We start from the raw sequence: 24423 nt of genomic DNA on the forward strand, positions 1-24423 counted from the left end.
GATGATTAGCAAAGCAAAGATAAAGTTCATCCGTACTCTTGAGAACAAGAAAGCAAGAAGGGATGAAGGGCTTTTTGTTGCAGAAGGACCAAAGGTTGTCGGAGATTTGATGAAAGTCGCATCTCCTAAAATCATTGTTGCCACAGAGCAATGGCTGGGGGAGGAGAGCAAATCCTCTATAGACAAGAATACAGAAATATACACTGTCACATCTGACGAACTGCGGAAAGTCTCCTTCTTGCAGCATCCACAACAGGTTCTGGCCGTTTTTGAGCAGAATTTTTTAACAGAGAATAAAGATGAAGGATTGTCATTTCTCAATCCCAATAATGAAGACTGTCTTGTTCTTGGGCTTGATTCTGTTCAGGACCCGGGTAATCTTGGAACCATTATCCGTATTGCCGACTGGTTTGGCATAGAGCGGATAATCTGTTCCCCTGATACAGTGGACGTATGGAATCCAAAGGTTGTTCAGGCTACCATGGGCAGTATAGCAAGGGTGAAAGTTACTTACCGTAATCTCCATGATGTACTTGATGAAATAGAGGTGTATAACAGTTCTCTCTCATCTGAAAAGCCATTCCCTGTTTATGGAACATTGCTTGATGGAAAAGATATAACGACACAACCGTTGGAAAACTACGGTCTGGTCATTATGGGCAATGAAGGAAATGGCATTTCTCCTGACATAGCTGCAAGAGTGAGCCATAAACTATTAATACCGAATTACCCAAAGGGTAGGGAGACAGCCGACTCTCTCAATGTTGCCATAGCAACGGCTATAACTTGTTTCGCTCTAAGAAGATAAGGAGCAACATGTATTTAATCTCTGTCATTGAGGACCGGGAATTTCTTTCTAAAAGAATCCTGCTTCTCCAGATCTATGTCAAAAGTCATTGCTGTAGCACGGTTGTCATCACAGGAGACCATAATGCGTCCGTAGGCGTCATAAGCTTCAGAACTACCGTTGTATTTGCATGTTAGGTCAATGCCAATGCGATTCACGCCTATCACATAGCATTGATTTTCAATAGCGCGGGCACAGAGGAGGGTATGCCATACATGTATTCGGCTTTCAGGCCATGAGGCAACGTAAATAATGGCATCATAGTCATTATTGTTTCTGGAGAAACAAGGAAAACGTAGGTCATAGCATATTTGTAGCAGGAAGCGGACACCTCGCCATGTGGCAATTACGCGTTTGTCGCCAGCTGTATAGGAATGGTGTTCATTCCCGTATGTGAACAGATGACGTTTATCATAATGCTGTGGTTCATTGTCAGGTGTAACGAAGTAGAACCTGTTATAGAAATGCTCGTTTTCGTATACAGCAATGCTTCCGCAGACGGCTGCGTCAAGTTCTTTTGACATTTTAATCATCCATGCTAAAGACTTGCCATCAGACTCGGCTATGTTTTCAGGATGTGTTGCAAAACCAGTACTCCACATTTCCGGAAGTATGTATATATCTGATTTTGGAGCATTATGTATGGCTTGTTCTGCTGCTTTTTGATTGGCAGCAGAATCAGCCCACTTTATGTCCATTTGTATCAGTGTCGCTTTCATCTTGTTAAGAGTTTGTGTGAAAGTCCTATGACATTAGTCTCATTCTGTAGCCAAGGCGGAACAGTTCCGTGGCAGCACCAAGACAATACATTTCTTTCAGTGTGCGAAGGTATGCATGGAAAGCCATTGGTGTTCCCGGCTCAATGTTTTCTTTCCTCAGCATGTCCAATGCTGTTTGTGAGCAGTTGCCGACAATCTTTTCCACAGCGTTGTATTTCTCTTCTTTAAGATTGAGGACTTTTTCACGTATAGCCTCATCCATGAGGTCATAACCGCGGAGTGAGCGCAGGTAAGTGTACAGATTACCTTTGCTGAGAGCTTTTTCCCAATCCTTGTCCCAAAGATGTGCGACAGCCATACCGACATACATCATCCAGCCAAGAGAGACTAAAGGATAGTTCTGAAATTCACGTATTCCGTCGGGTAGGTATTCCATAGCAATACTTTCCCATTGGCTGTCGATGTCCGGCATGTCCGGCATGCGTTCGTCAATGAGATTATCTCTTAAAAGAAGAAGGTATACAGCCTTGTGTATACCCCCTTCAAATTTATCTAAATACTCTTTGTTTTCCATTCTGTAGGATTAAAGACCAAGAGCTTTTTTTATTTCCTCAACGCGAGCGTCAGCCTTTGCTGTTGCTGCATTGTAGTCACCATCAAATTCTCCGGGAACAGGAACTTCACAGTAGAACTTAATCTTTGGCTCTGTGCCTGAAGGGCGTACGGAAACTTTCAGACCGTCTTCTGTGAACCACTGAAGAACATTGGATGTAGCAGGCATTTCAAAGTCTTTCTCCACACCATTATCATTCATCTTCAATGTCTTGTAGTCTTTAGTCAGAATAACCTTAGAACCAGCAATCTCTGTTGGAGGAGTCTGACGGAAATTCTCCATCATCTGTTTGATTTCGTCAGCACCTGACTTTCCCGGCTTAACTACATTGATAGTAGTTTCCTTCTGGAAACCATATTCCTTGTAGATGTCAAGAAGCAAGTCGAAGAGAGTCTTGCCCTGATCCTTTGCCCAAGCCGCAATCTCGCAGATGAGGCAGATTGATGCAGGAGCATCCTTGTCACGCACTTTGTCATAAGGCAGGTAACCGAATGATTCCTCACCGCCACCAATGTATTTGCGCTTTCCTTCAAGTTCGCGGATGCGGTATGCTATCCACTTGAATCCGGTGTACTCGTCGAAGCACTCCACACCATTCTTCTTTGCAATCTTTGCAATCAGTTCTGATGTCACAATGGTCTTTACCATGAAATCAGAATCCTTGAGCTGTCCGAGAGCTTTCTTGTTCTTGATTGTGTACCAGTAGAACATGCACGCTGTCTGATTGCCGTTGAGAATCTGCCATTCACCTTGTCCGTTGCGGCAGACTATAGCGAGGCGGTCAGCGTCAGGGTCTGTTGCAACAACGAGGTCGGCATTGAGCTTTGTACCGAGCTTCATACCAAGAGTCATTGCTTCAGCATTCTCCGGGTTTGGTGAGACAACAGTTGGGAAATTGCCGTCGATGACCATCTGCTCCGGCACGACGTTGATGTTCTGGAATCCCCATGAGCGCAGGCACAGCGGAACAAGTACGCGTCCTGTACCGTGCATTGCAGAGTAGACGATGTTGAGGTCTTTGTTACGAAGGATAACATCCTGGTCGACCATACCTTCCTTGACAGCTGTCATATAGTCGAAATCCATCTCGCCACCGATGATTTTGATGAGGTCAGGATTAGCTTCAAACTTGACATCCTCTATCTTCACTTTGTTCACCTCTTCGATGATACCAGTGTCATGTGGTGAGAGGACCTGTGCTCCGTCTTCCCAGTAAGCCTTGTATCCGTTGTATTCTTTCGGATTGTGGGAAGCTGTTACATTTACACCGCACTGTGCGCCAAGCTGACGGATAGCGAAAGAAATTTCAGGAGTAGGGCGCAGGCTTTCAAAGAGGTAAACCTTTATGCCGTTAGCTGAGAAAATTGCAGCGACAGTTTCTGCATATTCACGTCCGTTGTTACGACAGTCATGTCCTACAATAGCAGCAAGGTCAGTACGTCCCGGGAACGCCTTCAATACGTAATTTGCAAATCCCTGTGTCGCCATACCGACGATGTACTTGTTCATGCGGTTGGTTCCTACTCCCATGATGCCACGAAGTCCACCTGTTCCGAATTCCAAAGACTGGTAGAATGCATCGATGAGTGCTGTCGGGTCTTCAGCGTCAAGCAGTGCCTGAACCTCAGCGCGTGTTTGCTCGTCAAATGATGGTGACAGCCATTCCTGTGCTTTCTGACGGCACTGGGCTACGAGTTCTGTGTTGTTTGCCATAGTTTTTAGGTTTTATATTAATTAATGAAATATTACTTTGATATTGCTACAAAATTAATTATTTCTTTTGGAATGAGCAAATTTTAATAGGAAAAGTTCTGTGATTCCCCAATTATTTATTAATTTTGCAGCAGATAAACCGTATCGACGATTTGTTATAGGCATTGCTGTTTATGCGGATTGGTTCACGAATTACAGATAAAAAGATATATGAAAGCAGAACTTATTCAGGTAGGAAAGACCGTCAATAAGAATTTCATTGCAGGCATCGGGGATTACGCCGAGCGCATTGGGCACTATATGCCTTTTGTGGTAACTACCATTCCAGAGTTGAAGAACACCAAATCACTCAGTGAGGAACAGCAGAAGGAGAAGGAGGCGGAAATGATTCTCAGAGCCGTACAATCTTCAGACGTTGTAGTTCTCTTGGACGAGCAAGGGACAATGTTTCGCTCTGTAGAGTTTGCCTCATGGCTTGAACGCCAGCAGCACACAGCACGCCGGCTGGTCTTTGTCATAGGAGGACCTTATGGCTTTGCCCGTTCCGTATATGACAGGGCAGATGCCAAGATTTCCCTTTCAAAAATGACGTTCTCCCACCAAATGGTTCGCCTCATATTCTGTGAACAGCTATACAGAGCATGCACAATCATAAAAGGAGAGCCTTATCACCACGAATAAATCAAAGCAATAACAAATATGGCAAATTTCATTGAAAAGACACTCGAACAAGGTGAGCGCATCATGTACAAAGGACGCTTGCATTGGTATTTTAATTTCCGCTATACACTATGGGGCATACTGTTGGTTGTTGTGGGACTGTTCTGCCTTGCGTATGCCGCAGGGAATGTCCTTGAGCCCGCAACTGTCAATCTTCTTGTAGTAGTGGGGATTGTTGCATGCGTATCAGGGTTAGGCTCAGTCTTCTTCGGTTATTTCCTAAGAGTGAAGACTGAGTTTGCCATTACTGACTCACGCTTCATACAGAAAGACGGAATCTTTAACATAAGACTGACAGAGATTCCTTTGTTCAAGATAGAGACTGTGAACTTTGAGCAGTCGTTCATGGAACGTATTGTAAATACCGGCTCGATAGAACTTGTAGGCAGTGGCGGAACAAACCATAAGGTCAGTTTTGTGCAGAATCCTCTCAAAGTGCGTAATCTCATAACTACATATATGAAAGAGGTGAATGCCGAAAAGCAGGATGTGGTTGCAGAAGGAACAACGGCGGAATAATATCAATTTGCATCATCATTTGTCATATTGATATGCCAGCCGTTCATCACCATTCCAGCAATGGATGATTCCACAGTATCGGAATCCTGCTTTATTGATGACATGCTGCATAGGTTTGTTGTCACGGTGAGTGTCTATTCTGACAGTATCGTAATGTCGGATTGCGTATTGCATGACATGGAGGAAAATGCCTTTTGTTTTTCCACAGCTTGCAATACGATGGATTGTCGCGTATGGGTTGTCGTTAGTCCATTCACCATCATATATAATATTGTATGTTGGATCCTTTCCCTCACGCAACACAAATGTTGCCACAATCTCTTCTCCTGATATGCATACATAACTGTCGCCGTGGCAGATGTCGTCAAGAAGCAGGTTCTTGTCAGGATAATCCTCTGACCATTGGCTGGGATTTCCTGTTTCTTTCATGAATTTGCGTGCAATGGAAAATATCTCCATGAGCCGTGGAATATCATTCGGACATGCCTTGCGTATTGAAACAGTATCTTTTGTGCAACTGTTGTAAAGAATATTTTTGTTTTTCATTTGTTTCTGTTTCTTTGCCAATCAAATGCCATTCATTCCGTGTACAGTGTTCTTTTTCCTATGAAGGCATGGCATATTTTCGCAAATAGGTTGAATCACCGGTTTGTCTCTTTCAAAATCTTACGGAGTTCTGTTTCGTATTGTGCGGAATCATGGAACACAATACCGGTCATACCAAGTTGTCTCGCCCCTATGATGTTCACTTCCCGGTCATCGGTAAAGATACACTCTTCCGGCTTTAGATTGAATTTGTCGAACAGTCGCTGATAGATTTCAGGTTCCGGTTTGATAACATGCTCTTCAGAGGAGATAACGTATCCGTCCAGCAATCGGAATATATCAAACTGATTCATAGTGTGATATACTTTGCTGCACCAGTTGCTCAGACCGTACAGCTTGAACCCTTCGTCCTTCAATTGCTGCAACATGTTTTTCATTCCTTCTACTTCATTTGTGACCAATTCCGGATACTTGTCACAGAAGATACGTATTTCATTCTCAAACTTTCTGTTATCCATGATTATGTCCTCCTTAATCTCATTGAAAGGCTTTTCCTCCCTGTCAAGCAATGCCTGAACCTCTTCATTGTAGAGTACAGGCAGGATGTCTTGGTATCTTTCCTCATCGGTAATGTATTTATGGAAAAACATCTCAAAGTCGTAGTCTACAAGAACTTTGCCAAAATCGAATATAAGATTCTTTATCATAGTTTTTATAGTTTTATTCCATATTTTATTATCCGCTCTTCCAGCATTCCTTTTGGCATAAACCGTATGAGAGTCTGCGTAATGGTGTTCAGGATTCCCTGGCGGATAAAATCTTCTTTTATATAAAGTGAGATGCATCGTTGTGACAAGTGGTCACCGTCAATGGGGCGCACGTTTTGCCGTTGTTTCTCGGAAAGAAAGGGGAGATGCATTTCCGGTATGATTGTGAAACCTCCGTTCTCATCAACAATGCGTGTCAATGTCTCGATGCTTCCTGCTTCGTAAATGTGGTGTCCTTTGGTGCGGGCTTTGCAGAAGCTGAAGGCACTGTTCCGCAGGCATTGGGCTTCTTTCATTATCCACATGCTCTCATGTTCCAGGTTCTCCGGTTTGAAGACAGGCAATTTGCGCCAGCAGCTTTCCGCAAGATATACAAAGAACCGTTCCGTATAAAGCGGTATTTCCATTATCCCACTCCGGGCATTGCCGCTTATTGCTATGCCAGCTTCTATCTTTCCTTGCTCCAAAGCCTTCAGCATGTCTTCGGCTTTCATCTCCGATATGCCGATGCTCACCTGTGGATAGTTTTCCCGATAGTGCCTGATGAATTTTGGCAAGATGTATGGAGCTATCGTCGGACCGATTGCCAGCAAGAGTTTACCGCTTATTTTGCCTTTTTCCTCATTGACAAGCTCGTTTATACGTTCCGTTTCCATCAGCACTTTCTCTGCCTGGCGGATGATTGTCCTTCCGATTGCAGTAGTGCTGACCGTCTTGTTTGTACGCTCAAAGATACGCACATCGAGCTCTTCTTCCAGTTTGATGAGCATTCCGCTGATTGTCGGTTGCGTGACATCAAGTGCCTTGGCAGCATGTGCAAAGCTCTTGTATTTGTCGATTGCAATGATATATTTCAATTGCTGAAGTGTCATAAACAATGCTTGTGATAGATTTTTTCAATGCAAAAATAATAAAAAACATTCGTTTGTCTATGGTTATTATTGTAATTTTGCATCAACAAACCAAAAAATATAATATTTATCAATTTAAATGTAGTATGGCAGCAAAACAGTTTCATCGTCATTTCCCGACAAAGGGGCTTTCGCTCTATTGGATTCTTATTGTTTATCTTATCATTGGTGCGTTCTATCCAATCATTGGTCTGCTGGCACTTGTCTGCATGATAGCTCCGGTTGCGTTCAGCTTACGCCGTGGACGCTGGTGGTGTGGCAATGCTTGTCCGCGTGGAAATTTCTATGACCGCGTGCTTTCAAAGTACTCTCCCCATAAGCCCATACCGGCGTTCCTTCGTTCAAAAGGGTGGCGAGTGTTCATGTTGTTTGTGATATTCACTATGTTCGGTGTGCAGATGTATTTTGCTTGGGGCGACTGGTCGGCAATGGGCAGAGTGTTTTGGAACATCATTTTTGTCACGACAATAGTCGGCGTTGTGCTTTCTTTCATATATGCGCCACGCACATGGTGCTCATTCTGTCCCATGGGAACACTTTCTTCGTGGGTCGCGCCCAAGGAAGGCAAACTTCCTTCGGGCTACAAAAGCATCCATGTGAGCAGTTCGTGCCAAATGAAATGTAAGAGCTGTGCACGTGTGTGCCCTATGCAGCTCACTCCGTATGACAGTCGCGGGCAGGAACAAGGCTATCTGCACCCTGACTGCATCAAGTGTGGCAAATGTGTGCAGGCTTGCCCTATAAAAATCATGAACTTGGAGTCTGAGTGACTTTTCTTGTTTCAGGAATTGTGTCAGAATCCGGCTTTTGCCGAAATGCAAGCAAAACGGCGCAAATGATGACAGAATGATAGACGAATCAATGGTTTTTGAAAATTAAAAGCACAGCAAATGTTGAAACATCATGTGTATCGGGAAAGGTAACACTTGACTTTGCGAAAGGTAATACTTTGCACTGTCAAGTGTTACCTTTCATATTGTAAAAGGTTATCTTTCATTATGTCAGTCGTGATTCTTGGCTTTTTGTTCCGATAACTCCTATTTTTGGAATCAACGGGGAAGCTCTTGTGTCTGCTCTTTTCTGGTTCTTGCATATCTTTGTGAACATTTTATATTAATTTTGTCCAAATTTAATGGTCATAGTTGTAAAGGAGTATTTAAGGGATACGGTTAATTGTTAAAATCGGACAAATATGTTAGTGGATGTTTGGAGTTTACCGTCTTCTGCCTTACCTTTGCATTAGCCGAATGATAAAATGTTAATAGAGATGAACAATAACATATCGGTAAAATTACACATGAACACTTGTCCACTAAACTGTGCTCCTTAAGTTGAAAGACATAAAACCATATACATAAGATGAATAAGAAATTTGTTTTAAGTGCATGTCTCATCGCTGCGACAATGTCTGTAAGCATGAAGGCAAATACTCTGAGTGCACCGGCACTCCCTACTATCCCTGTTGCAGGGCAGGCTGTTGATTTGACGGTAGCTGCCGAAAAGGCATTGCCGTGCGTGGTGCACATCAAGTACCTCCAGAACTCCAAAGTCCGTGAGGTGGAGGTTCAGAATGACCCTTTTGGAGATATGTTTGACCCATTTGGATTCTTCGGCGGCAGACAGCAAGGGCAGAAACGCAAGGTGCAGACTCCCAAACGTGAGGGAGCGGGCTCAGGAGTGATTATCAGCAAGGACGGCTACATTGTCACCAACAACCATGTGGTTGACGGAGCCGACGAACTTACAGTCACGCTTTCCGACAACCGCGAGTTCTCGGCGCGTATAATCGGTACTGACAAGGCTACGGATCTGGCACTGATAAAAATCAATGCTTCCAATCTTCCTGCGATAACTGTGATTTCTTCCGATGACATAAAGATAGGAGAATGGGTTCTTGCAATCGGTCATCCTCTTAATCTCCGTGCGACAGTTACAGCCGGCATCGTCTCTGCAAAGGCACGTAGCCTTGGTGCAAATGGTGTGGAGGCATTCATACAGACAGATGCAGCAATCAATCAGGGTAACTCCGGTGGCGCACTTGTCAATGCAAGGGGAGAGCTTATCGGTATCAATGCCATGCTGACATCCCCTACAGGTACAAATATCGGTTATGGTTTTGCCATACCGACAACTATCATGAACAAGGTTGTTGCCGACCTGAAGCAGTACGGTAATGTACAGCGTGGTCTGATTGGAGTAAGCGGACAGGATGTGCGCAGCTACATTGACATGCAGAAAGAGGAAGGCAAGGAAGTTGACCTTGGCACAAATGAGGGTATATACATTGCCAAAGTCCAGGAGGACGGCGCAAGTGCCGATGCCGGCATACAGGAAGGTGATGTCCTTACCTCTATCGATGGTCATAAGATAACAAAGATGGCGGAACTGCAGGAGTACCTTGCAAAGAAGCGTCCGGGTGACAAAGTCGTTGTGACTTACGTGCGCAAGAAGGCAAAGAAGACTGCAACCCTCACATTAAAGAATGAGCAGGGCAACACAAAGGTTGTCAAGGACAAAGACCTTGATATCCTCGGTGCAAACTTCCGCTCTGTCAACGAGAATGAGAAGAAAGAACTCGACATCACTTACGGCTTGAAAGTAGGTAAGGTGAACTCCGGCAAGTTCAAGGAAGCGGGTGTGCCGATGGGCTTCATCATACAGAAGGTCAACGATGAGAGTGTGAAGACAATCGAGGATCTTAACCGTATTGTCAAGGAGTCAGGAAAATCCAAATCTCCTGTATTGTACATACAAGGTATCTATCCGACAGGAAAGAAGGGATATTTCGCTGTTCCTTTGGAGGACTGATATTAATAATAGCATAAAGGATGTGCATTCCTCCAAAAGTGGGGGATGCACACTTTCACTATAAATAAAAACGTAAAACAAAATGGATATCAGAGAATTAAACATAAGAATAGAACAGGAGTCCGGATTTGTCCAGAACATAGTGAATGGCATGGACAAGGTGATTATCGGACAGAAGCATCTTGTCGATTGCCTGCTGATTTCACTCCTTTCCGACGGTCACATACTCCTTGAGGGCGTTCCTGGCTTGGCGAAAACACTTGCTATCAATACTTTGGCGAAACTTGTGCAGGCAGATTTCAGCCGTATCCAGTTCACTCCCGACCTCCTTCCGGCAGATGTCATAGGTACAATGATATACTCACAGAAGGAAGAGAAGTTTCAGGTGAAACAGGGACCGGTGTTTGCAAACTTCGTGCTTGCTGACGAAATCAACCGTGCACCGGCAAAGGTGCAGTCCGCACTCCTTGAGGCTATGCAGGAGCATCAGGTGACAATCGGCGACACATCGTTCCGTCTGCCGTCGCCGTTCCTTGTCATGGCTACTCAGAACCCGATAGAGCAGGAAGGCACTTATCCGTTGCCTGAAGCTCAGATGGACCGTTTCATGCTGAAGGTTGTCATAGACTATCCTCAGTTTGAGGAAGAGAAGCTCATCATCCGTGAGAATCTCGCAGGCAAACTTCCGGAGGTTTCCCCGGTCACAACGACACAGGAGATAGAGCGTGCGCGTGAAATTGTCCGTGAGGTATATATCGATGAGAAGATAGAACAGTACATTGCTGACATTGTTTTTGCTACACGTTTCCCGGCACAGTATGGTCTTGACGAGTTGAAATCACTCATTTCGTTTGGAGGTTCGCCACGTGCTTCAATCTCTCTTGCCAAGGCAGCACGTGCATATGCCTTTATCAAGCGTCGCGGATATGTGGTGCCTGAGGATGTGCGTGCCGTGGCTTATGATGTCCTGCGCCACCGTATAGGACTCTCTTATGAGGCAGAGGCAACCAACGTGACAGCGGAAGAGATTGTGTCACAGATTATCAATAAGATACAAGTTCCATAATGAATACCAACGAGATACTCTCACGAGTTCGAAAAATAGAAATCAAGACCCGAGGATTGAGCAGCAATATCTTTGCGGGTCAGTACCATAGTGCCTTCAAGGGGCGTGGTATGGCATTCTCAGAGGTGAGGGAGTATCAGTTTGGCGATGATATCCGTGACATTGACTGGAATGTGACAGCCCGTTTCCACCGTCCTTATGTCAAAGTTTTTGAAGAGGAACGTGAGCTTACGGTGATGCTTATGATTGATGTTTCCGGCTCTCTTTCTTTTGGATCGCAGAATCAGTCAAAGAGTGAAATGGTAACAGAGATTGCCGCAACATTGGCATTCTCTGCCATCCAGAACAATGATAAGATTGGTGTTGTGTTCTTTTCTGACCATGTTGAGAAGTATATTCCACCTAAGAAGGGCAGGAAACACATTCTTTATATTATACGCACATTGCTTGATTTCACTCCGGAGAGCAACCGTACGGATATTGCCGGTGCTATAGAGACTCTTACACGCATGCAGAAGCGCCGCTGCACAGCATTCTTGTTGTCGGACTTCTATCAGCAGAAGTCTTTCAAAAAGGAGCTGCAAGTCTGCAACAGAAAGCATGATGTTGTTGCGATACAGGTCTATGACCATCGCGACAATGAGTTGCCTGATGTAGGATTAATGAGAGTGAGGGATGCTGAGACCGGATACGAGCAGTATCTTGACACATCTTCCAAAGCTGTCCGTACGGCGTATAAGGCAAAGTGGCTGGAGAGGCAGGCAAAGATAAAAGAGACATTCTCACACTCCGGAGTAGACTCTGTATCTGTCTCTACTGCTGATGATTATGTGAGAAGTCTGATGATGTTGTTCAAGAGACGCAGTTAGACGAATGTCAGGCGATATTTAATAAAATATGACAGACAGACTGTACAAAATACTAATGATTCTCATGCCTATGCTGTTTGGCGTAGGTATCTCAAGTTGTGTCCATGCTCAGAAAGTACAGGTGGAGGAAAGGATTGACAGTATGGAGATTCTTCTCGGTGACCAGTGTCACTTGTATCTCACTGTAACGGCAAAGGACAAATCCATTCTGATGATTCCTGACTTTACCAATTCACGGCAACTTATGCCGGGCATAGAAGTCTTGGAGCAGGCAATGGTGGATTCCGTAATGCTTGATGACGGATGGGCACGTACCACTTATGAATACACAATAACATCGTTTGAGCCGAAATTGCACTATATAGCTCCACTGAGTGTCATTGTTGACGGTAAGAAGTATGTCGGCAACAAACTTGCATTGAAAGTGCTGGATGTGCCTGTCGACACAACAAAGATGGAGCAGTTCTTTCCACCAAAGGATGTACAGACCAACCCGTTCCTTTTAGATGAATGGATTCCGCTGATTATCCTTTATGGAATAGCGTCTTTCATGGCAGTATTGGGAATGCTTTCCTATCTGTTGAAGAAAAGCAACAAACCGATACGTATCTCTTTCAGGATAGTGAAGCGTGTGCCGGCACATGTCAAGGCAATCACGGCTATTGACGAACTGAAGCAGGAACGCATGGTGGCATCTGACAATCAGAAAGAATATTACACCCGTCTCACTGACACTCTGCGTAAATATCTGGAAGAGAGATTCGGCTTCTCTGCCATGGAGATGACGACAGCGGAAATAATAACGCGCTTGTCAAAGGAAGACCCGATGAAGGTTGCCGAGCTGCGTGAGTTGTTTGAGACAGCTGATCTTGTCAAGTTTGCAAAATACTCAACACTTATAAATGAGAATGACCGTAACCTTGTCTCTGCGATAGATTTCATAAACTCTACAAAGACGGAAGAGGTTGTTACGGAGCAACGTGAAGAAACAGTATTGACAGAGGACGAGAAGCGTAAGAATACTTCTTTCACAGTATTGAAATATACTGTGTATGTCTCTGTGGTTGTTGCCATTGCACTGCTTGCCTATATCCTTTGGCAGGTAGTATTACTTATAGAATAGACACATGGAATTTGCGAATAAAGAATATATGCTCCTGCTGCTGTTGCTGATACCGTACCTGATATGGTATGTGCGTTTCCGCAAGCATACAGAAGCAACAATGACACTCAGTGATACATGGGTGTTGAAAGATGCTCCCAAGACATTGCGCCAGCGTCTGTCATGGCTCCCAATGGCATTGAGATGCCTTACGCTTGTGCTGATTGTGTGTGCATTATGCAGACCTCAGACTCAAAATGCATGGGATGAAAAGACAGTGGAAGGTATAGACATCATGCTTGCAATGGATGTGTCGACATCAATGCTTGCTGAGGATTTGAAGCCTAACCGTATAGAAGCAGCCAAGAATGTTGCATCGGCATTCATCTCGGACAGACAGAACGACAACATCGGATTGACAATATTTGCCGGTGAGGCTTTCACGCAGTGTCCTATGACGACAGACCACGCGGCTCTGCTTAATCTGCTGAAGAGTGTGCAGACTGACATTGCGGCACGCGGATTGATAGAGGATGGTACAGCAGTCGGTATGGGACTGGCAAATGCAGTGACGAGGCTTAAGGACTCCAAGGCAAAGTCACGTGTTGTCATACTTCTTACGGACGGTTCCAATAACCGTGGCGAGATTTCACCGATGACAGCAGCAGAGATTGCCAAGAGCCTGGGTATACGTGTCTATACCATTGGTGTCGGAACAAATAAAGTTGCGCCTTATCCCACGATTGTTGCAGGTAGTGTGCAGTATGTCAACTTACCCGTTGAGATTGACACAAAGACTCTTGAGGATATAGCGAAGAAAACAGATGGCAATTTTTATCGTGCGACAAACAACAAGGAACTGAATCAAATCTATCAGGATATAGACAAACTTGAACGTTCAAAGCTCAGTGTAAAGAAATTCTCTAAGCGGTATGAGGCTTTTCAGCCTTTTGTCATTGCAGCTATACTTTCATTGCTGCTTGAGGTTCTCTTACGATTAACATATTTCAGAAGGATTCCATAATGAGATTCGAAGATTCTACATATCTTATATTATTATTTGTTATCCCGGTGCTTTTTGCATTGAGGTTCTGGATGCTTTGGCTGCGCCGCAAAGCATTAAGACGCTGGGGTGGCAAGGAATTGACGTTGCGACAGATGCCTGATGTATCACGACATCGTCCTATGATAAAGTTCTGCCTGCTTATGGGGGCTTTGGCTCTTATGATAGTCATGATTGCCCGCCCGCAGATAGGCACAAAGGTTAGCAATGAGAAGCGTAATGGCATAGAAGCAATAATATGTATGGATATATCCAACTCTATGCTTTGTGAGGATGTTCAACCGTCAAGGCTTGACAAGTCTAAGATGCTTGTTGAGAATATGGTGGAACATTTCGTAAACGATAAAATCGGTCTTGTTGTCTTTGCCGGTGATGCATTTACTCAGCTGCCGATAACTGCTGATTATGTCTCTGCAAAGATGTTTCTCCAGAGCATAACACCTTCACTCATAGAGGAACAAGGTACAGACATAGCCAGGGCTATTGAACTGGCACAAAACAGTTTTACGAAACAGCGGAATATAGGTAGGGCAATAATCGTTATCACTGACGGTGAAGACCATGAAGGCAGAGCCATGGAGGCTGCAAAAGCAGCAAAGAAAGCAGGAATAAAAGTATTTATCCTTGGCGTTGGTTCCGGTAAAGGTGCACCAATACCAAATGGTGAAGGTGGATATATGATAGATAATTCAGGCAATGTAGTCATGACACGTTTGAATGAACAGATGTGTCGCGACATAGCATCAGCAGGAAGTGGCACATACATCCATGTAGATAACACTAATGAAGCGCAGGAAAGATTGAATTCTGAATTGGCAAAAATGCAGAAGAGTGAGGTAAGTTCTGTAATATATAGCGAGTATGATGAGCAGTTTCAGGTAGTTGGATTAATAGCCATATTGCTTTTGGTACTTGAAGTCCTTGTATTTGAAGCGAAACCATCATATCAAAAAGCCATGAATCTGTTCAAGAAGAAACATCTTGTCATGGTTGCTATGTTGGTACTTGTCCCGGCAGCCTCTATGGCGCAGAATGACCGCATGCTGATTCGTCAAGGAAACCGCCAATTCCATTCGCAGCAGTATGAAAAAGCAGAGGCAACATTCAGAAAAGCGGTTGCCGTAAAGCCAAACAATCCTGAGGTGCAGTATAACCTTGGATGTGCGTTGATGGCACAACAGAAGGATTCCATGGCAATAAAATGTTTCCAAAGAGCAGGGGAACTGCAGCCTAATAAGTTGCGCCGTGCACAGGCCTATCATAATATGGGTGTTATCTTCCAGCAGCATAAGCAATGGTCTGAGGCTATAGAGGCATATAAGGAATCATTGCGCATGAATCCGAAAGACAATGAGACACGTTATAATCTTGCATTGTGCATGAAGCAAAAGAAAGATAACGACAAGAACAATAAGAATAAAGATAAGAATAAAGATAAAAATAAAGAACAAAACAACAAAGATAAGAACAAGGATAATAGGGACAATAAAGACAAGAGTAAAGATAAGGACAAAAATAAAGAAAAAGATAATCAGCAGCAGACTCCACAAGACAAAATGAGTAAGGAGAATGCTGAACAACTCTTGAATGCTGCAATGCAGCAGGAGCAGGCTACCCAGCAACGGCTGAAGAAAGAACAGACACAGCCACGTCGCTCCCGTCATCAAAAGAACTGGTAATTTTATGAAACGACTATACTCTTTTTTTATACTGATAATCTGCATAGCTCATGCAGCTGCGCAGACAATAAATGTGACTGTGCCCCAACATGTTGCTGTCGGTGAACAGTTCAAATTGATGTATACCATACAAACGAAGGATGTAAAAGGCTTCCGTGGTGGCAATGTTCCTGATGGAATAGATGTCCTGATGGGACCTTCTACAAGTACGCAGTCAAGTTTCCAAATGGTTAACGGTCATACAAGCAGTTCTTCTTCCATAACCTATACTTACATATTGTCAGCAGAAAAGGCGGGTACATATACGATTGGTGCAGCGCATGCAAAGGTGTCAGGAAAGGATGTAGTGTCAAAGGCTGTGAAGATAAAGGTCAGTGGACAAGCCCAAGCGACGAATAATGGTGGAAGGATGCAGCAACAACCAGGTGCGCAGATTCGTCAGGCAGGTTCGAGAATATCCGGAAATGACTTGTTCATAAAGGTGACTGCCAACAAAAAGACTGTCCATGAGCAGGAACCGATACTATTGACATATAAGGTCTATACACAAGTAGAACTGACACAACTTGAAGGCAAGATGCCTGATTTGACTGGATTCCATACTCAGGAAATAGCCTTGCCACAGCAGAAGTCTTTCCATATTGAGAATGTAAATGGACGTCCTTATCGGTGTGTCACATGGAGTCAGTATGTGATGTATCCTCAGATGACGGGAAAGTTAGAAATTCCGTCAATAACGTTCAAGGGCATTGTCGTACAAGAAAATACAAATGTGGATCCTTTTGAGGCTTTTTTCAATGGTGGCTCTGGATACATAGAGGTAAAAAGGAACATTGTGGCTCCTTCTGTCAATGTCAATGTATTGCCTTTGCCAACTCGTCCTGCAGGATTCTCAGGGGGAGTCGGAACATTCTCCATTTCCGGTTCATTGAACAAAAAGACAGTAACTGCTAATGACCCTGTTACATTGCGGGTTGTAATCAGTGGCAATGGTAACCTGAAACTGATAAAGCAACCTGTTGTCCAGTTTCCAAAAGATTTTGACAAATATTCCCCAAAGTCATCTGATAAGACAAAGTTAACAGGAAATGGCTTGGAAGGCAGCATGATTTATGATTACCTCTTTGTGCCAAGGCGTCAAGGAGAATACACGATTCCTGCTGTTGAATTTACGTATTATGATATAGAAGCAAACTCTTATAAGACTATAAAGACACAACCGCAGACAATTAGTGTGACTCCGGGAAAGGGCAATGCTAACACTGTTGCCGATTTCTCTGAGAAAGATGAGGATATCAGAGGCTTACATTATACTGATGACCATACACTGAAGCGGGATATTATCTTTGGAAGTGCTGTTTACCAGTCTGTTATAGTTCTTATAACTTTAGGATGTCTTCTCCTTATATGGATATTCCGTAAGCGTGCCGTCTCAAATGCCGACATTGTTGGTATGAAGGGAAAGAAAGCGAATAAGGTGGCAGTAAAGCGTTTGAAGCGTGCTGCAAAACTTATGAAAGAACAGAAGGAGTCAGAATTCTACGATGAGGTGCTACGCGCTTTGTGGGGATATGTTGGTGACAAACTCAATATACCTGTCTCTGAGCTGTCACGCGAAAATATTACAGAGCGTCTTGCAGCACGTAATGTAGGAAAAGGAATAATAACAATATTTGTTGATGCTATTGACGAATGTGAATATGCCCGATACGCACCAGGAGAGGCGTTGGGAAAAATGTCTGCTGTTTACGAAAAAGCTATGAATGGAATAACCGATATCGATGATTTCTTGAAATCCGGCAAATCAAAGAAGTCTAATGGTGCTGCATTTGTTATAATGCTTCTGATGGTTCTGCCGTCAGTGGCAATAGCTAACAACACTGCGTCAGGTGCATACGTTAATGGTAACTATCAGCTTGCAATAAAGCACTATGGACAGCTTGTAAAAAAAACACCATCTGCGGAAAATTACTACAATCTGGGGAATGCATATTATCGCAGCGACAATATTGCGCAGGCACTTATCGCATATAACAAAGCAGCGCTTCTTGCCCCTGCCGACAAAGATATAGCGCATAATCTGCATGTGGCACGCTCAAAGACTATTGACAAAATGCATCCAACAACAGACACATTTATTGTAGCTTGGTGGAATGTTTTTGTACAAATGTTCAATACAAATGTTTGGGCTATTATGGCAATAGTGTCTTTGATTGCTGTTGCTGTTTTTGTCCTGATATTTTTATTTGCGGACATTGTCATACTCCGCCAGATAGCATTCTTTGGTGGAATTGCCATGTTTGTCTTGTTTGTGCTGTGTAATTTATGTGCCTATTCACAGTATCGGGCACTTACAGCCAATGATGGGGCGATTGTAATAACAACTGACAGTGCCGTAAGAAAATCTCCGGAAATGAAGTCGCAGGAAGAGACTGTCGTGCATGAGGGCACGTACATGAAGATAACGGATGAGACAATAAAAGGCTGGTATGAGGTACGCCTTGATGACGGCACAGAAGGCTGGATCTTGGCAAACACAGTTGAGAAGATAGTCATCCCATAAATATAAATAGTTACATTCATTAAATATTATGCTGAATATAAAGACATTTGAGGTTAATCCACTGCATGAGAACTGTTATGTTGTCAGTGATGATACAACAGAATGTGTCATCATAGACTGCGGTGCGTTTACACCTGAAGAGCAGAATGAGATAATAGAATACATAAAGTCTGAAGGATTAAAGCCTAAACACCTCGTTGCAACACATGGGCATTTTGATCATAACCTTGGCATAGATGCCATGTACAAAGAGTTCGGACTGAAACTTGAAATTCATCGTGGCGATGAGCGCGTAATACGTGAGATAAAGGAGCAGGCAGAAGCCATGTGTGGAATTATAGTCGGTTTTGTTCCACAGATAGGTCAATTCCTTAATGGTAATGACGAGATTTGTTTCGGTTCACACACACTGAAAGTCATTGCTACTCCAGGTCATTCTATGGGAGGTGTATGCTACTATTGCGAGGAAGAAGGCGTGCTGTTTTCAGGGGATACCCTATTCCGTTTGTCAATTGGCAGGACAGATTTCCCGGGAGGCTCTATGTTCATGATAATAAATTCCCTTCGTTATCTGTGCCAATTGCCTGACAGCGTTACTGTCTATCCGGGACATGGACCACAGACAAATATGGGATATGAGGTTGCCCACAATCCCTATTTGGACCGATAATAAGAAAGTCATTTGATGAATCTACCTGAAAAGATAATCTTAGGTATTGATCCGGGCACGAATGTTATGGGATACGGTGTGCTGAAAGTTGTCGGCAACAAGGCTGCAATGGTAAGCATGGGCGTAATCGACATGAGGAAAATGAGTGACCCGTATCTCAAATTGGGGTATATCTTCAAACGTGTGACAGGAGTCATAGAAGAATATCTGCCTGATGAACTTGCCATAGAAGCTCCTTTCTATGGACAGAATGTACAGTCGATGTTGAAACTCGGCAGAGCACAAGGAGTTGCGATAGCTGCTGCTATACAGCGTGATATACCTATCCATGAATATGCTCCTTTGAAGATAAAAATGGCTTTAACTGGTAATGGTGGAGCTTCAAAAGAACAAGTTGCAGGCATGTTGCAAAGAATGCTTAATATTAACAAGGATGACATGCCAAAGTTCATGGATGCTACCGATGCGCTTGCTGCAGCATATTGCCATTTCATCCAAATGGGCAAACCGGAGACCGGAGCAAAGCATTATGGCTCATGGAAGGATTTTGTCACGAAGAATTCTTATAGATGCAAAAAATAATAGATATAGAGAATGGGGTATGCCGTATGCCACAATGGAGAATGGCTAAACCTGTAGATTTTACTCTCTGTCAGGGAGAACATATTGCTATTGTCGGACCTAATGGCGGTGGAAAGTCCATGCTTGTCGATATTATCACCGGTGCACATGCATTGCAGCCAATGAATCCGGTGCATTATGACTTCGCGCCACGCAAGGCGAAAATGGTTTCCGATAACATAAAGTACATGACTTTTCGCGATTCTTATGGCACTGCGGATGGCACGTACTATTACCAACAACGCTGGAACCAGAATGATATAGAAGAGTCACCTCTTGTTTCTGACCTTCTTGACGAGGCATTCCGCATAGCAGAGGAGGGACTTGTGCGCAAGACTGTTTTTGACAAATTTGTTGTCAGAGATGAGACTCCCGAACAGGAAAGGCAGAGACTTGCAGAGGAAGAAACAGACCGTAGAGCCATGCACAATGAACTTGAGAAGGTGCGTAAGCGTTTGTATGATATGTTCAATCTCGAAACACTCCTTGACAAGCATGTTATCTTGTTGTCAAGTGGAGAGTTGAGGAAATTCCAGTTGACAAAAACCCTCTTGACAAATCCACGTGTGCTTATCATGGACAATCCGTTTATTGGGTTGGATGTTACGGCGCGTCAACAGCTTCATGATTTCCTGAGAGTGCTTGCTTCGGAAACAACTGTGAGCATCATTCTTGTTCAGTCGAAGAGTGATGACATTCCGGACTTTATTACTCATGTAGTTGAGGTAAGGGATATGGTTGTTGGTGAGAAAAAGACTCTCGCACAATATAAAGAAAATGTCAGTCCTGTTCCTGAACATGTTCTTGATGAATGGCGGGAGCAGCAGATAAAATCATTGCCGGACACTTGCATTGATGCTGAAAGTATTGTTGATTTCCGTAATGTAAATATCCGTTATGGTTCACGTACAATACTGAGAGACCTTTCACTTTCTGTGAATCGTGGTGAGCATTGGGCACTGTCAGGTGAAAATGGTGCTGGAAAATCAACGCTTCTCTCTATTGTATGTGCCGACAATCCTCAGGCTTATGCTAATGACATTGTGCTTTTCGGGCATCAGCGTGGAAAGGGTGAGTCTATATGGGACATAAAGAAGCATATTGGATATATATCACCCGAAATGCATCGTGCATTCCAGCGTGACCTTCCATGCTTGCATATTGTTGCATCAGGAATGTCGGACATGAACGGATTGTACCAAGCACCGAAAGCACATCAAATAGAGCAATGCCTTTTCTGGATGAGAATCTTTGGTGTGGAGCATGTTGCTGAAAGGACATTCCTTAAACTTTCGAGTGGCGAACAGCGTCTTGTACTTCTTGCCCGTACATTTGTCAAAGACCCGGCACTGCTTATTCTCGACGAGCCTTTGCATGGTCTTGATTTATATAATCGGTGTATGGTGAAAGACATCATCAATGCTTTCTGTCGGCGCCCGGGCAAAACATTAATTATGGTAACACACTATAAAGATGAGTTGCCTGATTGCATTGACCATGAGATTTTTCTTAAACGAATGAACTGACGAAATTTGCCTGTTTTGTATGCCAGATTGAAATAGAAAAATTCACAATCTATTTTGCATGATATATGAATAGGGGAATGACACAAGGGCAAAGCCATGTCATTCCCCATCAAATTTGTGTTATATAATGTGAATGTCCAATATTTACACATAGACTTCTCATTATAAGCGATATAAGGCTTTTACCACGCAAACATTGGGTAGTCTGCCATTACATCATTGACACGCTTGCGTACTGCTGCGATAACCTCAGGATTTTCAGGATCGTTGAGCACTGTTTCGATAAGTTCTGCGATAAGAACCATCATATCCTCTTTTGCACCACGTGTTGTCATGGCAGGAGTACCAAGACGGATTCCTGATGTCTGGAATGCAGAACGTGTATCGAATGGAACCATATTCTTGTTAACTGTGATGTCAGCTGAAACGAGAGCGTTCTCAGCAACCTTACCTGTCAGTTCAGGGTATTTGGAGCGGAAGTCAACAAGCATAGAGTGGTTGTCTGTTCCACCGGAAACGATTGTGAATCCACGCTTCATCAGTTCGTCGGCAAGCACCTGAGCGTTTTTCTGCACTTGCTTTGCCCATTCCTTGAACTCCAGCTGTAGAGCTTCTCCGAATGCAACAGCCTTGGCTGCAATGACATGTTCCAACGGACCGCCCTGTTGTCCCGGGAACACAGCAGAGTTAAGAAGCTGTGACATCTTCTTTACCACCCCCTTTGGTGTTGTATAGCCCCAAGGGTTATCAAAATCCTTACCCATAAGGATTATACCACCACGAGGACCACGCAAAGTCTTGTGAGTTGTGGATGTAACGATATGTGCGTATTTAACAGGGTTGTCGAGTATGCCTGCAGCGATAAGACCGGCAGGGTGCGCCATATCTATCATGAGCAGTGCACCAACCTTGTCAGCAATCTCGCGCATGCGCTTGTAGTCCCACTCGCGTGAATAAGCCGAGCCACCACCAATAATGAGCTTCGGTTTGTTTTCGATAGCGAGCTTCTCCATGTTGTCATAGTCGACGCGCCCGGTCTCTTGGTTGAGTTTATAGCCAACAGGGCGGTAAAGTATACCAGAGGTATTCACAAGAGAACCGTGTGAGAGGTGACCGCCATGGTCGAGGTCCATGCCCATGAAGCAGTCTCCAGGTTTCAGGACAGCAAGAAGCACAGCTGCATTTGCCTGTGCACCGGAGTGAGGCTGTACATTGGCGTATTCTGCTCCGAACAGTTCGCATACGCGGTCAATTGCAAGTTGTTCCACCTTATCCACCACTTGGCATCCACCATAATAGCGTTTGCCCGGGTAGCCTTCTGCATACTTGTTTGTAAGGCAGGAGCCCATTGCCTGCATTACCTGATCACTAACAAAGTTCTCACTTGCGATGAGCTCCATGCCTTTATGCTGGCGCTGGTACTCCTGGTCGATTAAATCGAAGATTACTTGATCTTTTACCATTGTCGTCTTTTACCTATGTTTGGGTTAATGATTGTACATATTTGCCGGAAAAACTGACATGAAAACCTATTTGCAAAGTTCCACCTTGTCTATGTCCTGCACTTTGTCACAGTAACGGCAGCGCAGTTCCGGATGTGGAGAAAGTTTGTCAACTACGGTGAAATATGTTGACATAGGTTCATTGTTTGTAATGCATTTCGGGTTGTTGCATTTTACGATTCCGAGCAGTCTGTCGGGTAGGGTAACAGTCTTTTTCTCCACCACCTCATAATCATGGATTATGTTCAGAACCACACGATGAGCCACAACGGAAAGCTGTGATATTTCCGCGTCGCTGAAATATTTGTCCTCAACTTTTATGATACCTTTCTTGCCGAGTTTCTTGGAAATATAGTTTGAACCTATGGTAACAGGTGTATCAATCTCTGATATTTTCAGAAGGTTAGCCACCTCATAAGTCTTCTCTGCCGGGATATGGTCAATGACGGTGCCGTTCTCGATTGCCGCCACAATACGTTCTTTCTTGGACATATCGTTCTGTTTATTGTGTTTGAAATGTTGCATAAATCCCTACAATGTCCATCTGCATCAAATGCCCACGGTATAACTTGTGTATGAATTATGACATGCAAGGGATTGTGCTGTTATATGATTGTCTTGTCGTTGCGCACATCCTCAAGCGTTATTCCCAAAGTATGGCAGAATATAGCCTCACGTGCAAACAATCCGTTACCAGCCTGCTGTATATAATATGCATGCGGGTCATCATCAACATCGTATGCAATCTCATTCACACGTGGCAGCGGATGGAGTATACGCATGTTGTCCTTTGCCTTGCATAGCATGTCACGCTTCAGTATATAGACGTTCTTGACGCGTTCATATTCCATAAGGTCGGAGAAACGCTCCTTCTGGACACGTGTCATATAAAGAATGTCTGCATCTTTTATAACCTCTTCATTGAAATCCGTGTGCTCTTCAAACGTGATGCCATGGTCTTTGCAGTAAGTCTTGTACTCATCAGGCATGGCAAGCTCTTTCGGGGCCACAAAATGGAATGTAGGGTTGAAATGGCGCATTGCGGTTATCAGACTGTGAACCGTGCGCCCATACTTCAGGTCACCTACAAGATAGATGTTCAGGTTGTCCAATGTCCCTTGGGTCTTGTATATGGAATAAAGGTCAAGAAGACACTGGGAAGGGTGCATGTGTGCTCCATCGCCGGCGTTGACAATAGGTACCGGTGCTATCTCCGAAGCATACTGTGCGGCACCTTCTATATGATGCCGCATCACGATGACATCGGCATAGTTCGAGACCATAAGGATAGTGTCCTTAAGTGTCTCGCCTTTTGTCGCACTGGTTACTTTCGCGTCGGAAAAGCCGATGACGCGTGCCCCGAGACGGTTTGCGGCGGTTTCAAAACTCAATCGTGTGCGTGTGGAAGGCTCAAAGAAAAGAGTTGCGACAACTCGGCCTTTAAGAATCTCACGATTAGGATGTAGCTCAAACTCCTTTGCCATTTCCAGAAGATACATAATCTCTTCTTTTGACAAGTCGGCAATAGTGACAAAATCTTGTTCTTTCATTATTGAAAAATATGCCTTTTTGACGATTTGATGCAAAGTTAAGCATTTT

General features: G+C 43.9%; 23 protein-coding genes. 14 read left to right on the plus strand and 9 right to left on the minus strand.

Annotation, left to right across the window (positions count from 1 at the left end; translation table 11 throughout):
• Nucleotide 1: 1 nt before the first annotated feature.
• Nucleotides 2-808: a TrmH family RNA methyltransferase gene (locus tag E5358_RS02200; protein ID WP_135938684.1), complete on the plus strand. Its 807-nt coding sequence runs from the start codon at nucleotides 2-4 to the stop codon at nucleotides 806-808.
• Between the two features lie 14 nt (nucleotides 809-822).
• Here the strand turns inward: E5358_RS02200 and E5358_RS02205 are convergent, their stop codons facing one another.
• From E5358_RS02205 to E5358_RS02215, 3 genes are read right to left on the minus strand one after another with little or no spacing between them, the layout of a single operon-like run.
• Complete coding sequence (locus tag E5358_RS02205; protein ID WP_135938685.1) at nucleotides 823-1566, minus strand: amidohydrolase; 744 nt, start codon at nucleotides 1564-1566, stop codon at nucleotides 823-825.
• 25 nt (nucleotides 1567-1591) lie between these two features.
• Nucleotides 1592-2140, minus strand: a complete 549-nt coding sequence (locus tag E5358_RS02210; RefSeq protein WP_135938686.1) for a hypothetical protein — start codon at nucleotides 2138-2140, stop codon at nucleotides 1592-1594.
• A gap of 9 nt (nucleotides 2141-2149) precedes the next feature.
• Nucleotides 2150-3892 (minus strand): phospho-sugar mutase, encoded by a 1743-nt coding sequence (locus tag E5358_RS02215; protein WP_135938687.1) that lies wholly within the window; start codon nucleotides 3890-3892, stop codon nucleotides 2150-2152.
• A gap of 210 nt (nucleotides 3893-4102) precedes the next feature.
• On the opposite strand from E5358_RS02215, the gene rlmH reads away from it, so the two are divergent.
• Together rlmH and E5358_RS02225 are read left to right on the plus strand one after the other, a co-directional pair.
• Nucleotides 4103-4573, plus strand: a complete 471-nt coding sequence (gene rlmH / locus E5358_RS02220; RefSeq protein ID WP_135938688.1) for a 23S rRNA (pseudouridine(1915)-N(3))-methyltransferase RlmH — start codon at nucleotides 4103-4105, stop codon at nucleotides 4571-4573.
• An 18-nt stretch (nucleotides 4574-4591) separates the two neighbouring features.
• Nucleotides 4592-5131, plus strand: a complete 540-nt coding sequence (locus E5358_RS02225; protein ID WP_135938689.1) for a PH domain-containing protein — start codon at nucleotides 4592-4594, stop codon at nucleotides 5129-5131.
• Between the two features lie 15 nt (nucleotides 5132-5146).
• Here the strand turns inward: E5358_RS02225 and E5358_RS02230 are convergent, their stop codons facing one another.
• The 3 genes from E5358_RS02230 to E5358_RS02240 form a co-directional block, all read right to left on the minus strand.
• Nucleotides 5147-5677, minus strand: a complete 531-nt coding sequence (locus E5358_RS02230) for a GNAT family N-acetyltransferase (protein WP_277821134.1) — start codon at nucleotides 5675-5677, stop codon at nucleotides 5147-5149.
• Nucleotides 5678-5772: 95 nt separating this feature from the next.
• Entirely contained in the window at nucleotides 5773-6384 is a 612-nt protein-coding gene (locus E5358_RS02235; RefSeq protein WP_135938690.1) for an HAD family hydrolase, read from the minus strand.
• Between the two features lie 5 nt (nucleotides 6385-6389).
• A complete protein-coding gene (locus E5358_RS02240) occupies nucleotides 6390-7316 on the minus strand; it encodes a LysR substrate-binding domain-containing protein (RefSeq protein ID WP_135938691.1) in 927 nt (308 codons plus the stop codon).
• A gap of 125 nt (nucleotides 7317-7441) precedes the next feature.
• Between E5358_RS02240 and E5358_RS02245 the strand changes: the two genes are divergently transcribed.
• The 11 genes from E5358_RS02245 (at nucleotide 7442) to E5358_RS02295 (ending at nucleotide 21322) form a co-directional block, all read left to right on the plus strand.
• Nucleotides 7442-8125, plus strand: coding sequence for a 4Fe-4S binding protein (locus tag E5358_RS02245; RefSeq protein ID WP_135938692.1), 684 nt, complete (start codon nucleotides 7442-7444; stop codon nucleotides 8123-8125).
• A 589-nt stretch (nucleotides 8126-8714) separates the two neighbouring features.
• Nucleotides 8715-10163 carry a trypsin-like peptidase domain-containing protein gene (locus E5358_RS02250; RefSeq protein ID WP_135938693.1) on the plus strand — a complete coding sequence of 483 codons (1449 nt, stop codon included), beginning with the start codon at nucleotides 8715-8717 and terminating at the stop codon, nucleotides 10161-10163.
• 82 nt (nucleotides 10164-10245) lie between these two features.
• A complete protein-coding gene (locus tag E5358_RS02255) occupies nucleotides 10246-11229 on the plus strand; it encodes an AAA family ATPase (RefSeq protein WP_135938694.1) in 984 nt (327 codons plus the stop codon).
• Entirely contained in the window at nucleotides 11229-12098 is an 870-nt protein-coding gene (locus E5358_RS02260) for a DUF58 domain-containing protein (protein ID WP_135938695.1), read from the plus strand. The genes E5358_RS02255 and E5358_RS02260 overlap by 1 nt, the downstream gene beginning before the upstream one ends.
• Nucleotides 12099-12126: 28 nt before the next feature.
• The gene (locus E5358_RS02265) at nucleotides 12127-13221 is read left to right on the plus strand and encodes a hypothetical protein (RefSeq protein ID WP_277821135.1); all 1095 of its coding nucleotides are present in this window, start codon (nucleotides 12127-12129) and stop codon (nucleotides 13219-13221) included.
• Nucleotides 13222-13225: 4 nt separating this feature from the next.
• On the plus strand, nucleotides 13226-14224 hold the full coding sequence (locus E5358_RS02270) for a vWA domain-containing protein (RefSeq protein ID WP_135938696.1): 999 nt from the start codon (nucleotides 13226-13228) through the stop codon (nucleotides 14222-14224).
• Nucleotides 14224-15942 carry a tetratricopeptide repeat protein gene (locus tag E5358_RS02275; RefSeq protein WP_277821136.1) on the plus strand — a complete coding sequence of 573 codons (1719 nt, stop codon included), beginning with the start codon at nucleotides 14224-14226 and terminating at the stop codon, nucleotides 15940-15942. The genes E5358_RS02270 and E5358_RS02275 overlap by 1 nt, the downstream gene beginning before the upstream one ends.
• A 4-nt stretch (nucleotides 15943-15946) precedes the next feature.
• Nucleotides 15947-18505, plus strand: a complete 2559-nt coding sequence (locus E5358_RS02280; protein WP_135938698.1) for a BatD family protein — start codon at nucleotides 15947-15949, stop codon at nucleotides 18503-18505.
• Between the two features lie 28 nt (nucleotides 18506-18533).
• Nucleotides 18534-19175: an MBL fold metallo-hydrolase gene (locus E5358_RS02285; protein WP_135938699.1), complete on the plus strand. Its 642-nt coding sequence runs from the start codon at nucleotides 18534-18536 to the stop codon at nucleotides 19173-19175.
• 15 nt (nucleotides 19176-19190) lie between these two features.
• Complete coding sequence (gene ruvC, locus E5358_RS02290; RefSeq protein ID WP_135938700.1) at nucleotides 19191-19757, plus strand: crossover junction endodeoxyribonuclease RuvC; 567 nt, start codon at nucleotides 19191-19193, stop codon at nucleotides 19755-19757.
• A complete protein-coding gene (locus tag E5358_RS02295) occupies nucleotides 19745-21322 on the plus strand; it encodes an ATP-binding cassette domain-containing protein (RefSeq protein WP_135938701.1) in 1578 nt (525 codons plus the stop codon). The genes ruvC and E5358_RS02295 overlap by 13 nt, the downstream gene beginning before the upstream one ends.
• Nucleotides 21323-21504: 182 nt before the next feature.
• Here the strand turns inward: E5358_RS02295 and glyA are convergent, their stop codons facing one another.
• From glyA to pyrB, 3 genes are all read right to left on the minus strand, one after another.
• Nucleotides 21505-22785: a serine hydroxymethyltransferase gene (glyA, locus tag E5358_RS02300; protein WP_135938702.1), complete on the minus strand. Its 1281-nt coding sequence runs from the start codon at nucleotides 22783-22785 to the stop codon at nucleotides 21505-21507.
• A 66-nt stretch (nucleotides 22786-22851) separates the two neighbouring features.
• Nucleotides 22852-23316: an aspartate carbamoyltransferase regulatory subunit gene (locus E5358_RS02305; RefSeq protein ID WP_135938703.1), complete on the minus strand. Its 465-nt coding sequence runs from the start codon at nucleotides 23314-23316 to the stop codon at nucleotides 22852-22854.
• A gap of 113 nt (nucleotides 23317-23429) precedes the next feature.
• Nucleotides 23430-24374 (minus strand): aspartate carbamoyltransferase, encoded by a 945-nt coding sequence (gene pyrB, locus E5358_RS02310; RefSeq protein WP_135938704.1) that lies wholly within the window; start codon nucleotides 24372-24374, stop codon nucleotides 23430-23432.
• Nucleotides 24375-24423 lie beyond the last annotated feature (49 nt).

Source organism: Palleniella muris (assembly GCF_004792655.1).
Classification (GTDB): domain Bacteria; phylum Bacteroidota; class Bacteroidia; order Bacteroidales; family Bacteroidaceae; genus Prevotella; species Prevotella muris_A.